We start from the raw sequence: 14993 nt of genomic DNA, 5'->3' as shown, positions 1-14993 counted from the left end.
TTCTTAAAATTCAGTTTTAATACTTACTCCTAAACTTCTTGTAGATGGGTATGAGAAATCTTCTACACCCTGTGTTGTACTTTGTCCTTGTAAAGCATTTAGTTCAGGATCAAAGTGAGGGTTTTCTGTAAATAAGAATAAATTACTACCTGTTAACCCTATTTTTATTTTTTGAAAACCAATTCTATTGACTAAGCTTTTATTAAACTTATAATAAATACTTAGTTGTCTTAATTTTAAATAAGAAGCATCATATAATGCACTTGCCTCATTACCACGATCAAAAAAGCTATTATTGTATGTTTGTGCAGAAACATTAGTAGTGTTTGCAACATACTGTGGTGCTGTATCTGTACCTATATTAACTACACCGTTACCTACAATACCGGTTTCTCTACCTATTAAAGTTTCTTGTAATACACCAGAAGTGCTTCCTAAAGCTTTAGTTCTTGAAACGATTGTTCCTCCTTGTCTCCAGTCGAATAAAAAGGATAGGTTAATATTTTTATAGGTGAAATTATTATTAAAACCTACTTGAAAATCTGGATTATAATTTCCTAATAAGCGTAAATTAGGGTCTTGTACAGGTAAACCATTAGCATCATGAAGAATTTCTCCATCGATTTCTACAAAACCAGTACCAAACATATCTCCAACACGACCACCTTCTTGGGCAATATAAAAAACACTATTAGATCCGCCAGAACCAGAAAACACGTCTGCAGAACCTGTTACAAATTGATCTACTCCTTCGGGTAATTCTGTAACAATACTTCTAGAAGTAGAAAAATTTACAGAACTTTCCCATTTAAAATCTTTCTTTTTAATTAGAATACTACTCAATAAAACTTCTAATCCTCTAGTACGAACTTCACCTCCGTTTATATTAAAATTACCGAAACCACTCGCTTGAGAAATAGGACTAGATATAATTTGATCTACACTAGTATTTTGATAAGCAGAAACATCTACTTGCAAACGGTTGTTTAAAAACCAAGCTTCAATACCAGTTTCTAGAGCATTTAATCTTTCTGGTTTTAAATTTGAGTTCTTTAGTACATTCTCATTGGTTACACGAAAATTGGTTCCGTAATTTTGATTTAATAAAAAGTTCTGGTTGTTTTGATAAGGATCTGTATCATTACCAACACTAGCGCCACTAAAACGAAGTTTTAAGAAAGAGATTGCTTCTGGTAATGTCACTAATTTACTAATTACAGCACTTACGCCGGCAGAATAATATCCAAAAGAATTGTTATTGGCTGGTAAAGTACTACTCCAATCATTTCTATACGAAACATCAAAATAAAGAGCATCTTTATAGTTTAAATTACCAGTTGCATATACACTATTTATTCTTTTAGTAAACGTATTACTTTCTGCAACCAAAGCAGCTTTGGAGTTTGCAAGTGTAAAAATATCTGGAATAGCTAGTTGAGGTGCTAAAGTATAACTGTATTCAATTTCTTGATCAAAACGGTTAGCACCTGCACTTACATTATATTTCCAATTATCATTAATTACATCATCATAAGAGATTAATACATCTGTGTTTAATTCTTTAAAAAACACATTGTCTTCTCTGTAAGAACCTTCTAGATTAGCATTGGTACTTACAGCACGCCTAAACGCTCGTTTATCATTATATGTATCTAAACCAGTACGTACCGTTGCAGTTAATTTGTCTGTAATATTGTAAACGGCAGCGGCGTTTCCTAAAAATCTGTTTTTATTAAAACTATTGGTGTTTTCAAAAACAGTTAAATAAGGGTTTGTTAACCAGTTGTAGTTTATATCAAAATGTTGAGAACCTTCTTGTCCTGCTTGCCAATAATTTCTAAAAGAATCAATATTTGCTTGTCTACCTGTCCAATTAAAGCCATAAAGAGGGTTTTCGTATCCGTATCCTAAATTAGGACGGTTACCACTTCTTGTATTAATATAATTAACAAAAGCATTTACATGTAACTTTTCGTGTACTTCTTGGTTTAAACTTAAAGAGATACCATCTCTTTTTAAATCGGTATTAGGTACAATTCCTTCGTTTATTAAATTACTATACGAAAACCTACTACTTCCTTTATCGCCAGAAGAGCTAATAGCAATATTATTTTGCTTAGTAATTCCGGTTTTAAAAAAATTACGTACGTTATTAGGGTTAGAAACCCAAGCAGTAGGTGTAATAGGCGTTAAAGTTCCGTCTGCTTGTGTTCTTGCAATAACGTCTCCAGCACGAACCGTGTTTCCGTTAATATCTACAGATGGACTATCAAACTGGTTGATTAAAAAACCTTGATCTAAACGTGGGCCATAACTACTTAAACCACCATCGTTAACGCCAGCGCCAGCACCATTTTGAAATGAATATTGACCATTAGAACCACCACCATATACATTTTGATAATCTGGTAAGGTTAATAAAGTTTCTAAGGTTAAAGAGCTATTAATACTAACACCTAAACCTTTTTTCTTTTTACCTCTTTTAGTAGTGATTAATACCACTCCGTTAGCGGCTCTTGCACCATATAAAGCAGCAGAACCTGCTCCTTTTAAAATAGAGATAGAAGCAATATCATCTGGACTAATTTCAGAAGCTCCGTTACCATAATCTACTTCTTGTAATGAGCCATCATTTACTAAATCACTTGTAATTTGCTCATTACTAATAGGCACACCATCAACAACAAATAAAGGTTGGTTAGAGCTACTTAAAGAGTTCTCTCCACGAATAACAATACGAGAAGAAGATCCTACACCAGAAGAACCATTGGTTACTTTTACACCAGCAACTTGTCCGGCAAGGCTATTTACCACGTTCGTAAGCGTAACTTCTGTAAGAGCAGCAGGTTTTATAGTGGTTACGGAAGAAACTAAAGATTGTTTTTCTCTTTTAATTCCTAAAGCAGTAATTACAACTTCGCTTAACGTTTCTTGCTGAAATGAAGCCGGAAACAATAGCAATTTTACCACCGACTCTTCATTAGAACGAACATCTACCATATCTGAAATAGTGGTTCCGTATGTTTTATTTCCATCAAAAATAACTTGATAACCATTTAAAACGGGAATGGAGTTAAAAGAAGCTTTACCTAATTCGTTTGTGGTATTTTTTACTTCATAACCTTGTTGATCGTTAACAAGCGTAACGCTTATATTTTTAATTGGTACTTTGGTATTATAATCTATGGCATAAACCACAAGATCTCCTTGGGCGCTTAGGCTAATAGTAAATAGCACAAGTAAGCCGAAAAATAAATTCTTCATTAGTTTGAGTTAAAATGTATGTAAAATAATAAGTCCTGTTTTTACAGAAAATTGTACTTATAATTAATTACAAACCAATGGTGGTCCTTTATTGTATAGGTGGTTTAAAGAAGCTTCTTTAAATTTTTGTAGAATGAATTTGCTTACTTTTAAAATTACTACTTGTAGGTTTTGTAATAATTTAAGTGCTTCTATTTTTAGAAAAGAAAGAGAAGCAATGTTTTTAGAAATATCTAACTCTTCATCTAAATCGTATAAACAAGGAAGTGTAACAGTTGCTATTTCTTTTTCTGATAAAAGTGTTTTTAACTCTTTATATAATGTTGATGATTCCCAAGAAAGCGAAAGAAAATCTGCTGCATTAAATTGGTCTTTACGTAAACCTAAAAGATAGAAACCACCATCGTAAGAAGGACCAACAGGTATTTGATTGTTTTCTACTGATTCTATGGCAGCAAGAAGATGCTTTTTTTCTAAACCTAAAGTATCGTTACCAACCGTTATAACATTATCATACCCTTTTTTAAAAATTTCTGAAACGGTATTTACATAACGTTCTCCAAAATTATTTCCTTTTTGATCTTTCTCTGTGTAATGAAAATAGTCTACACCTAAAGAACTAACTTTTTCTTTAATAAGAGCATTCAGTTTGCTAACCGTATCCTTTTTTTGAAGGAAAGGCTTACGTAAATTTTCTGCTTCTTGCGAAAGCGAAAAAATAAGAATTGCAGTTTTAGAATGTTTTAAATCTATCAAAAATCTATTTTAAAATCTAACAGTCGTAATTATATAAAGCAAATTACAAAAGCTAAAATAATATTTAACAGCTAAGTTACTCGTTTTTAGATAAATCATTTTTGAGTTTAAATTTTATTTTAGGAAATGTAATTGCTTTTACAAAATACTGAAATTGGTAACTAAACTTAGCCCTGATAGCAGCGGCATCCTTTTTTTTGTTTTTTTCAAAAAAAAGATATAGCGAAAAGCAGGAAATAGCTTCTAAAAAAAGTGCTTTTGTTATTCTCTATGTCAAAAAACTGAGGTAATTTTGCAGCGTTCTCATAAAGGGGTGCTTTAAAAAGCTGAGATCATACCCATTGAACCTAGAACAGGTAATGCTGTTTAGGAAACTAGTACTTTAAAAAAGTGTAAAAGCTTTTTATAGGTGCAGAAGTATAAGCTTCAATAATTAATTATTCAACATAAATCACAAGAATAATTACCTCTTTTTATTCGTTTTAAATTTTTTAAAATGAAAAAAATCACATTTTTTTATTCTTGTTTACAAGCATTCTTGTAAACGCCCAGACATTTACACTTAACGGAAAAGTAGTAGATGAAAACAATGATTCTTTGCCAGGAGCAACCATTTTGGTACAAGAAACTAAGAAAGGAACCGTTACGGATTTTGATGGAAAGTTTAGTGTAGATCTTCTTAAAGGAGCTTATACCATTCAGGTTTCATTTATGGGTTACAAAACAGTTTCTAAAGAAATTTCTTTATCACAAAATAATACAATTGCGTTTTCTTTAGTACCAAATTCAACAGTTTTAGAAGAGGTTTTGGTTTCTGCTGTTCGTGTAAATGCAGATGTGCCTGTTACGTTTTCTAACCTTTCTAAAAAGGAAATTGCAACCCGTAATTTAGGTCAGGATATTCCTATTTTACTAAATTACATGCCTTCTGTGGTTTCTTCTAGTGATGCTGGTGCAGGTGTTGGTTACACATATATGAGCGTTCGTGGTTCTAACGGAGAGCGAATTAATGTTACCGTAAACGGAATACCTTATAACGATGCCGAAAGTCATGGTTCTTTTTGGGTAAATTTAAGTGATTTTGCTTCTTCTACAGAGAATTTACAATTACAACGTGGAGTTGGAACCTCTACAAATGGTTCTGGTGCTTTTGGTGCAAGTTTAAATATTTTGACAGATGCGGTTTCTGAAGAGGCTTCTGCAGAAATATCGAACTCTTTTGGTTCTTACGGAACAAGAAAACATACTGTAAAATTTAGTACTGGTAAAATTAATGAGCACTTTGAAGTTGCCGGACGTTTGTCTAACATTAAATCTGATGGTTATGTAGATAGAGCTTCTGCCGATTTAAAATCTTACTATTTACAAGCAAGTTATACGGATGAAAACACGTTGATAAAAGCAATTACTTTTGGAGGTAAAGAAGTTACTTACCAAGCTTGGGAAGGTTTAACTGCAGATCAATTAAAGGAAGATAGAAGACAAAACCCGTATACGTACGAGAATGAAGTAGATGACTATGACCAAAACCATTATCAATTACATTGGAATGAAAAATTGAATGAAAATTGGTCTACAACCTTAGGTTTAAACTACACAAAAGGTGCTGGTTTTTTTGAGCAATTTAAAGAAGAAAGAGATGCAGCAGATTATGGAAATTTAATTGTTGATGGAACAGATGTAATTGTAAGACGTTGGTTAGAAAATGATTTTTATGTAGTAAACTTTAATACCAATTACAAAACAGATAAACTTAATTTTATTTCTGGAATTTCGTATTCTAATTATACTGGAGATCATTTTGGTGAAGTAATCTGGGGAGAAGATTTAGCGCCAAATGTAAATATTAGAGATCGTTATTATTTTTCTGATGCAAAGAAAACAGACTTTTCAATCTTTGCAAAAGCTACTTTTGATATTAGCGAGAAATTGTCTGGTTATGCAGATTTACAAGGACGTTTTGTTGGTTACCAAACAAAAGGAATTACTTCTGACATTGCTGCTATTAATGTTGATGCTAATTTTAATTTCTTTAACCCAAAGGTTGGATTAACTTATAAGATTAATGACGATAATAACTTATATACTTCTTTTGCTGTAGCAAATAGAGAACCTAATAGAAATGATTTTGAAGGCGGAGTTACAACACACGAAACTTTAAATGATTTTGAATTTGGATGGCGTTTAAAAAAGGAAAGCGTTAAATTAAATACCAACATCTATTATATGGATTATAAAAATCAGTTGGTTTTAACAGGTGCTTTAGATGATGTTGGTGCGCCAGTAAGAGCAACTTCTGGTAACAGTTATAGACTAGGTTTAGAAATTGATGCAGACATTACTTTAAGCGATCAGTTTTCTATAAAACCAAATGCTGCATTTAGTTCTAATAAAAACGAAGACTTTTTTATAACAAGAAACGGAATTGATACACCAGAAAGTTTAGGAAATACAGACTTATCTTTTTCTCCGGAAGTTGTTGCAGGAAACATGTTTATTTACAAGCCCATAGAGAACTTACAGATTTCATTTTTATCGAAATATGTTGGTAAACAATTTATGAGCAACTTTAGTAGTAAAATTTCTAACAATGATGTTTTAGATGATTATTTTACATCTGACTTAAATATTGTTTATGAAATAAACCCAAATAAGATCTTTAAATCTATTGTGTTTTCGGCTTTAATAAACAACATCTTTAATACAGAATATGTAGACAGAGGTTATTATTATACGTATGATGATACTTGGTCTGATCCAAACCAAATTACAACTCTAGATGGTGCCGGTTATTACCCACAAGCCACTAGAAACTTCTTAGTTGGGATTACTTTAAAGTTTTAAAAAACATCATTTTTAGTCTTTTTTGATTAAAAACAACGCAAAAAACAAACAAAACGAGCATTTTCTATTGAAAATCGCTCGTTTTTTCGTATATTGAAAATTATGAAAAATTCATTTTTATACATTAATAATAACACAAGCATTTATAGTCTCGCTTTTTACGATTTAAAAGGTCATTCTAATAAATCAATTGCACCCGCTTTCTAGTTTTTCTATTCCTTAATTTTTTAAGAAAATTAAACCCGTATTAATCTTCAACTTCATATTAAGTGTTCTTACACTTATTTAAAACTGTACATATGAAAATAATTAAAATACAAAGAAAAACTAAATATCAAAAATACTATTCCTCTGCAATGGGAACTTTAAATTCTAGAGTAACTTATATTAAAAAATATTTTTTAGGAATTCCTATTAAAACCATCCATGAATATCGAGAAACGTATTATGGAGAAGTGAAAACGTGTGATGATTGCAATTTATTTATTTAAAATTAATCTTTAAAAAACCGAAACAATATATGAGACAACTTAAAATTGTAAAACAAGTAACCAATCGTGACGCCAAGTCTTTAGAAAAATATTTTCAAGAAATTAGTAAAATTGGGTTAATTACTGCTGATGAAGAAGTAGAATTAGCTTTAGAAATAAAGAAAGGAGACAACAGAGCATTGGATAAACTTGTAAAAGCAAATTTAAGGTTTGTAGTTTCTGTTGCTAAACAATATCAAGGTCAGGGTTTAAAGCTATCTGACTTAATTAATGAAGGAAATTTAGGACTTGTAAAAGCAGCAAAACGTTTTGATGAGACAAGAGGTTTTAAATTTATTTCTTATGCCGTTTGGTGGATTCGTCAAGCAATTATGTCTGCTTTAGCAGAACAATCTCGTATTGTACGCTTGCCTTTAAATAAGATTGGTAGCATTAATAAAATCCGAAAAATATATGCTCGCTTAGAACAAGGAGAACAGCGTATGCCTACCAACAAGGAAATTGCAAAACAGTTAGACATGACAGAAGATGAAGTAGAGCAATCTTTAAAAAATTCTGGTAGACATGTATCTATGGATGCACCGTTTAAGGAAGGTGAAGATTCTAATTTATACAATGTTTTACAGTCTGACGAGTCTCCAAGACCCGACAAAAACTTAATGAGTCAATCATTATCCATTGAAATAAACAGAGCTTTAGACACGCTTTCTAACAAGGAAGCAAAAGTGATAAAAATGTTTTACGGCATTAATCTTCCGAGTCCTTATAGCTTAACCGAAATTGGAGCAACTATTGATTTATCTAGAGAGAGAGTCCGCCAAGTAAAGCAAAAAGCTATTAGACGCTTACAACATCAATCTAAAACACATCTTTTAAAAACATATTTAGGGTAAACCATTTGCTTCCTTAATGAAATTACTTTTTAAAATCTCAAGTAAAAGCTTGAGATTTTTTTTGGTTAAAATAAGTATTTTCCCTCTTGAAAACCTTATCCTAAAAATGCAATTTAGATAACGATTGATATAAGTTATTAAAACAGCGAATATCAGAATGAGTTAGCAAACATTACTCACTCAACATAATAAAACACATAAATTAAATAAAATAACAACAGAGTTACGGAAAAGTATAATACAAGTAAAACAAAAATTAATTTCTTAAGAAACTTTTTAAACGATTTAAATAATTTCTTACACTTTTTTTTGAATTTTGAAGGTGAAATTCCATCAAGGAACTTTTTAAAAATAAGACATACTAGCGGTATGCCAAGTTGAATAATTATATCCATTTTGGTTTTGAGTCGTCGCTAGTTATACTCTTTGTTCTTTTACTACAGCAAATATAGCCCTTATTATCAACGCTTTAATATTTACTTACAAACATTATAAACAAGTTTTTAACACTTACTAAAAGACTTATCTAATCTATAAAAATAATGATTAGTTTAGTGCTTTATCAAGAATCCGTACACCTCTGTTACGTCCGATTTTCCGGCGAAAAATCCTCGTACACAAAAACGCAACTCCCTATACACATAAACATTAACTAATCCCTATAAAAAAGCTACTCAGCTTCCAACAACAACACAATTTTATTAAAATCTGCGGCACTATTAATTACAGTTCTATACTCCTCGTACATAGCAACTTCAATAATATTTTCTTTGTAATATTCGTTGGCTGTTACCGTTAAGATATTTCCTTTTAATTGATAAGAAGATTTAAAAAAGAACAATTCTTTTCCGTCTTTCACATAGGAATTGTTAATATTAATATCATCTAAATTGGTGATTTTATAACCTTCAGGAATATGAAGTGTTAAAGTTCTATTATACCCTCTATGAAATTGTCCTTCTAAAGGTAAAACTCTTTCTTTTTCTTGGTACATTTCTATTTGTTGTCCAATTAAATCACCCAACTTAAACAAATACTTTCTTCCTGCTTTTTCTACAAAACCTTCCGTGGTAAAATCTACTTTTATCTGTAAAGGCTTTATTCCGAACAATTCTGCATCGGCATTTATTAACTCTCTTTTTTCTACATCAAAATCATATGTCATGCTTTCTACAAAACTATCTACCAAGTCATTTCTAGCATCTTTACCCTGAATTAAATGCATAAAAGGCTGTATGTTCATTGCGTAATATCCGCTAAAAGCTCTATCTAAATGAACACTGTTTTCGGTTAAATTATCCTTATTAAAATCGATGGTTACATTCATTACATCCAAAACCTCATCCACTTTTACAGGTTCTATATATTTAATTCTTCCGGTAACCGTTTTTTGATCTCCAACAACTCCTTCTTTTAAAAATAGCCCGTAATTATCCGTTACATAAGGTATTGGAAAACCATATCTTGTTCCGGATGCATTTGGAGATAAATATTTGTTAGAAGTAGGAAAATACAGTAAAAAGTCGGTTAAAAAATTTGTTGCTTCAAATTCTGGGTCGAACTTAATTTCATTTCTATCAGTTGTTATCACCAATTCGTGCTCAATATTTAAAGTTCTTAAAACAGCAATATATAGTTTGATAACTCCACTTTCATTGGCTACTTGCGTCTTTAAAATAAGGTCTAAATCTTCTAAGTCATCATTATAAGTATCTTGCGAATACACCGTTGATTTTATATAAAAATCTAATTTTCTGATACTACTTTCTTGATCTGCATTTTTTGGTAACGCTAATTCCTTTATAAAATCATCCAGTAAATCTTTAGTTTTTTCTGAATATTCAGGATAATAAGAAGCATACACATTTAGTGCAATATTTCTGTAAGAGATAATATCTTCGTCCATATTATCGATATTTTTATCCATTTTATAAACGATGAAACCTCTTGAAGCATTGTAAGGTGCTTGGTATTCGTTTTCTAATTTTTCTACCTTAGAAACATGTAATTTATAATGTATTTTATCTGTACTTATGGTATCTCTTTCTACATCTGGTAAATTATTATAACTCTTAAATTTAAACAACAAATTACTTGGCGAGAACAAATCGAATTCTACTTGATCTTTATAGTACCCATCTTGAATGTAAAACTGTTTACCTGTATAACTTGGCGGCCTTTTTACCACATACATGTACTCAATAAAACTGCCTTTTGTAATGCCTTCTAAAGCAAAATATGTATACGTATTACCGGTTTCTTCGTCTTCTGCAGTTAGTATTTTAGATTTATCTAAATTGATAATTTTTCCATCAGGAGTAATCACTCTTGCTTTATTTACTTGTGTTTCTGCTTCCGATGAAAACGGTAAGTAGATTTTGTTATACTCCTCAATTGCATCATCAGAATTTAGCCATAAAACTTTGTGTTCTAAATAAAACTCCACTAAATCTTCATTCTGAAAATAAAACTCTGTCACTGTCTTTTCTTTAACAGCAATCATGTCTTCAGAAATTTCTTTATCTACTTTATACTTTGGATTTACCTCCCAATCGTAACTTTCAAAAAAAGGTTTTTCTTGTGCGGTTACAATCTGAAAAATACATAAGAAGGCTATTAATAGGTAAATTTTGTTCTTCATCATTCGTTTATTTAAAACCATGTCTTAATTGTCTCCCTAAATTTATTTCAGGGTCTTAAAATAAGAAGTTGTTATATGAGATTCTGAAATAAATTCAGAATGACACATCATGATTATTGGTCAATTCGTTTTGTTATTATTCTTTTTTTAAAACTACAATTTCTTTATAATTTCTTTCAATTTTTTGAATCTCTTTATTTACTTCTTTTTGTTGCTCTGTCGATAAAACTAAAAAGTTTAATTCAATTTCATGATTGTAAATCACCTCGTTTCCTTTTACTTGGTATGTAATTTTAGAAACTAATAAGTCATTCGAAACGGTTAAAGATTCTGGTAAATAATCTACTTTATAACCTTTAGGAATTTCTAACTTAGTGGTATAATTATAATATCTTTGATACTCGTATTCAATCGCATTTTCTCTATTTTTATCCGTTTTATAAGAAGAAATCTCTTTATTCAAATTTAGGTTGATGTAAATCTCATCACCTAAATTTTTAGCATAATTTTTAATTTCGAAATCGTAATCGACGATAAAATCATTGTCGTAATGATACTTATTCTTTTCTTTAAAATTATTAATTTGAAAGGTGTTATTCCCTTTCCAAAAGACACTTTTGTAGAATTTCTTCAACTTCGTTTCTGAATTTCCAGATTCTAGCGTGTGAAAAATATCAATTTTTGGATATCCAGAAATCGTTATTTCAGAAGACCCAATAACCCTGCCATTTTCAATCTTGATATTGGTTACATCTATAATTGCATTTTCTTTAGCAGCTATAATTGGTACCTTTTTAATCTTAAAATCTTTTCCATAACCTACCAATGCTTCTTTTCCCTGAATAAAAGAAGTTGGCATTCCGAACTTAATATACCTACCCGTAGCATCTAAATAATACGTTTTCCCATTATTTTCATAAGAAAGAATCATGTGATTGTCTACAACTGGCGTTGGAACTTCTTTATAAGTATAAGGAATACTTCTGGTACCAATCCATGTTAAATTTCCTTTTACCCCTGCAATTTCTAACATTCTGTATAAAATGCTCGAGTTATCTTTACAATCGCCATACTTTTTTCTAAAAACATCATTCGATTCTCTGGGTATAAATCCGCCTAAAGCATACTCAAAAGCAATGTATTTTATGTTTTGTTGCGTCCAATAATAAATAGCGCTTACCTTCTCTAATTCTGTTTTTTTATCCGCAGTAATTTTAGAGACCAAAGCGACTAGTTCTGCACTTGGAGCCTCTGTATTTACATTTTCTACCATCGAATAATACCAATTATACAAATCTGCAACTTCACCTAATAACCTTTTATGCTTGTTCTTAATTTTATAAGAAGTAATAATTGGAACAATGTGTGGCAAGATGGTTTTATAACTTGGTGTATTCGACTCAAATTCATATTTCGGTTGATTGTTTATTGTCCAACTATAAATATCCTTCCCTCCTTTTTTCTCTTTACTGAATGTAATTTGAGCATCAGATATATTAAATTTCTTAAATTCTAGCGTTATATTTTCATCAGCAATAATAGTTACCTTGTTTTGTTCAACAGGAAAATAATCACCAAAATAAAAAGGCGTTAAAAAACGAGGGTTTTTAATTTCTTGACTATATTTTAACCTAGATTTCGATCCTTTTTTTAAATTTGGATATACAAAGGTTAACAATGTAGAATCATCATGAAAAGACTGATTCAACTCATCTTTTTCTGTAAATTTATCTACTTTATTTTCTACATACCCATTATCTTCATAAGAAAAAGAAGAAGCTTCTATGTTCTTTAATTCGAAAAAAGCAGAGAAATTTAAGGTGTTTTTAGAGTTGTAAGTTGCAGCATCGTTTAAATACAAATCTTCTTCAATAAACTCTTGATGTATTTGTAAACTATCATTTACAACCGTTATTGTAATAATAGTTTCTTGCTGCAAACGAACTCTCGCATCTTCTAGATGTAGTTTATGATACTTTAAAAATTCAGCAGAAAACTGAGCATTTAAGCTTGTTACAAACAATAAAAAAAATGCAATAAAAACGGATTTATAAATGCTCAACCTTGTTTATTTTTATAAATCTAAAATACAAAAAAGAGAGAACAAAAACCTGAATTTAGGCGCTTGTTCTCTCTTTTTTATGTGTTTTTTAACGTTAAGAATCAATTCTACCAACCGCACAACTCACAAAAGATTTTGCTTTGTGTACAATCGTATTTTTTATTATCATTTCTAAAGATCCTCGTGTAGAAATTTTCTAATTAAATTTAGTTTTCTTGCTTCCATTTGTTATATCCACCTAAAACATTGTAGACTTCATAACCATTTTCTTTAAGAATTTTAGAGGCTTTTACACTTCTTTTCCCGCTTCTACAGTATAAATAAACTGGTTTAGATTTGTCTAATTTATTTGAAGCTTTTTCTTTAAAATCAGCATCAAAATAATTTGCAAAAGTAGCTGTTTCTATAGTACCCTCATTTATTTCTGCAGGTGTTCTAACATCCATTAGTTGAATTTTTTCTTTAGAAAGTAACTCTTTTAATTCTTGTGTAGAAACGGACTTAACATCTTCTTGTGAATTACAGTTTATAAAAAAGAAGCTCATGAATAAAAGGCATAAAACATTTTTCATCATTTTTTATTTTAAAGTTGATGGACAAACAGCTGCTGTTCTTTCTATATTAGAATTTCTTATGGCAGCATAACCGCCAGCAACATCAATTACATTGTGAATACCTCTTGCTTTTAAGATAGAAGCAGCAATTACAGAGCGATAACCACCACCACAATACACATAAAAATCTCCTTTTTCTGGAAACTCAGAGATATGATCATTTAAAAAATCTAACGGTGTATTTTTTGCCACAACTGCATGTTCACTTGCAAATTCACCTGGTTTTCTAGCATCAAAAACCACTGCATTTTCTTTAATTTTATCTTCTAAAACATCAACAGAAACAGACGTTAAGGTATCTATTTCTTTATCCGCTTTTTGCCAAGCATCAAAACTACCTTCTAAATATCCTAAAACATTATCGAAACCAACTCTAGACAAACGGGTAATGGTATCTTCTTCTCTTCCTTCTGGAGCAACTAATAAAATTGGTTGCTCAATATCTTTAATCAATGCACCAACCCAAGGAGCAAAACCGCCATCGATACCAATAAAAATAGATTGCGGAATGAATCCTTTTACAAACTCTGTTTGATGACGAACGTCTAAAACAATTGCACCAGTTTCATTTGCAATGATTTCAAAATCTTTAACAGACAATGGCTTTTCACTGTTTTTAATAACATCATCAATACTTTTATAGCCTTCTTTATTCAACTTTACATTTAAAGGAAAATAAGCTGGAGGAGGCAACAAACCATCAGTTACTTCTTTTATAAACTCTTCTTTAGTCATGTTTGCTCTTAAAGCGTAATTGGTTTCTTTTTGATTACCAATAGTACCAACCGTTTCTTTGCTTAAGTTTTTACCACAAGCAGAACCCGCCCCATGTGCAGGATATACAATAACCTCATCAGCTAAAGTCATTACTTTAGTACGCAAACTATCAAATAAAAAACCTGCTAAATCTTTTTCTGTTACATCACTTTTTTGAGCCAAGTCTGGACGACCAACATCACCTAAAAACAAGGTATCACCACTAAAAAGCGCATGGTCTTTACCGTTTTCATCCTTTAATAAATAACAAGAGCTTTCCATTGTATGACCAGGTGTGTGTAATACCGTAATGGTAATATCTCCTACTTTAAAAACCTGATTATCTTCTGCTATAATTGCATCGAAATTAGTTTTTGCTGTTGGACCAAATACAATTTGTGCTCCCGTTTTTTCTGCCAATGTAACGTGTCCGCTCACAAAATCTGCATGAAAATGCGTTTCGAAAATATATTTAATTTTTGCATCGTTTTTAGCTGCGCTATCTATATAATCTTGTACTTCTCTTAATGGATCTATAATAGCAACTTCGCCATTACTTTCTATGTAGTAAGCCCCTTGAGCTAAACAACCTGTATAAATTTGTTCTATGATCATTTTTATATTTTTAACACCTACAAGGTTTTAAAATTCTGAATTCACTTCAAAAATTTT

General features: G+C 30.8%; 9 protein-coding genes and 1 riboswitch. Of the genes, 3 read left to right on the top strand and 6 right to left on the bottom strand.

Annotated features, from left to right (window positions below):
- Window positions 1–3: 3 nt before the first annotated feature.
- On the bottom strand, window positions 4–3264 hold the full coding sequence (locus H0I28_RS15150) for a SusC/RagA family TonB-linked outer membrane protein (RefSeq protein WP_254712793.1): 3261 nt from the start codon (window positions 3262–3264) through the stop codon (window positions 4–6).
- Window positions 3265–3327: 63 nt separating this feature from the next.
- Window positions 3328–4020, bottom strand: a complete 693-nt coding sequence (locus H0I28_RS15145; protein WP_218759615.1) for a DUF2064 domain-containing protein — start codon at window positions 4018–4020, stop codon at window positions 3328–3330.
- Window positions 4021–4319: 299 nt separating this feature from the next.
- A riboswitch (TPP riboswitch) is annotated at window positions 4320–4410 on the top strand.
- 132 nt (window positions 4411–4542) lie between these two features.
- On the opposite strand from H0I28_RS15145, the gene H0I28_RS15140 reads away from it, so the two are divergent.
- From H0I28_RS15140 to H0I28_RS15130, 3 genes are all read left to right on the top strand, one after another.
- Entirely contained in the window at window positions 4543–6864 is a 2322-nt protein-coding gene (locus H0I28_RS15140; protein WP_254712792.1) for a TonB-dependent receptor, read from the top strand.
- Window positions 6865–7163: 299 nt separating this feature from the next.
- Window positions 7164–7355: a hypothetical protein gene (locus H0I28_RS15135; protein ID WP_208890862.1), complete on the top strand. Its 192-nt coding sequence runs from the start codon at window positions 7164–7166 to the stop codon at window positions 7353–7355.
- A 29-nt stretch (window positions 7356–7384) separates the two neighbouring features.
- A complete protein-coding gene (locus H0I28_RS15130) occupies window positions 7385–8248 on the top strand; it encodes an RNA polymerase sigma factor RpoD/SigA (protein WP_218759614.1) in 864 nt (287 codons plus the stop codon).
- A 670-nt stretch (window positions 8249–8918) separates the two neighbouring features.
- Here H0I28_RS15130 and H0I28_RS15125 read toward each other — a convergent pair.
- The 4 genes from H0I28_RS15125 to H0I28_RS15110 all read right to left on the bottom strand — a co-directional run bounded on the left by H0I28_RS15125 (window position 8919) and on the right by H0I28_RS15110 (window position 14936).
- Window positions 8919–10889: a DUF3857 domain-containing protein gene (locus H0I28_RS15125; protein ID WP_218759613.1), complete on the bottom strand. Its 1971-nt coding sequence runs from the start codon at window positions 10887–10889 to the stop codon at window positions 8919–8921.
- Between the two features lie 136 nt (window positions 10890–11025).
- Window positions 11026–12951, bottom strand: a complete 1926-nt coding sequence (locus tag H0I28_RS15120) for a DUF3857 domain-containing protein (protein ID WP_254712791.1) — start codon at window positions 12949–12951, stop codon at window positions 11026–11028.
- Window positions 12952–13157: 206 nt separating this feature from the next.
- Window positions 13158–13526 carry a rhodanese-like domain-containing protein gene (locus tag H0I28_RS15115; RefSeq protein WP_254712790.1) on the bottom strand — a complete coding sequence of 123 codons (369 nt, stop codon included), beginning with the start codon at window positions 13524–13526 and terminating at the stop codon, window positions 13158–13160.
- Window positions 13527–13529: 3 nt separating this feature from the next.
- On the bottom strand, window positions 13530–14936 hold the full coding sequence (locus H0I28_RS15110; protein WP_218759612.1) for a rhodanese-like domain-containing protein: 1407 nt from the start codon (window positions 14934–14936) through the stop codon (window positions 13530–13532).
- Between the last annotated feature and the right edge of the window lie 57 nt (window positions 14937–14993).

It is taken from the genome of Polaribacter sp. AHE13PA (genome assembly GCF_019278505.1).
In the GTDB taxonomy this organism is placed as follows: domain Bacteria; phylum Bacteroidota; class Bacteroidia; order Flavobacteriales; family Flavobacteriaceae; genus Polaribacter.
This window is presented reverse-complemented; position numbering and strand designations above follow the sequence as displayed.

Coding starts and splice junctions, on each gene's coding strand:
- H0I28_RS15150 (WP_254712793.1), bottom strand. CDS start 3,264: ATGAAGAATTTATTTTTCGGCTTACTTGTGCTATTTACTATTAGCCTA.
- H0I28_RS15135 (WP_208890862.1), top strand. CDS start 7,164: ATGAAAATAATTAAAATACAAAGAAAAACTAAATATCAAAAATACTAT.
- H0I28_RS15130 (WP_218759614.1), top strand. CDS start 7,385: ATGAGACAACTTAAAATTGTAAAACAAGTAACCAATCGTGACGCCAAG.
- H0I28_RS15125 (WP_218759613.1), bottom strand. CDS start 10,889: ATGAAGAACAAAATTTACCTATTAATAGCCTTCTTATGTATTTTTCAG.
- H0I28_RS15115 (WP_254712790.1), bottom strand. CDS start 13,526: ATGATGAAAAATGTTTTATGCCTTTTATTCATGAGCTTCTTTTTTATA.
- H0I28_RS15110 (WP_218759612.1), bottom strand. CDS start 14,936: ATGATCATAGAACAAATTTATACAGGTTGTTTAGCTCAAGGGGCTTAC.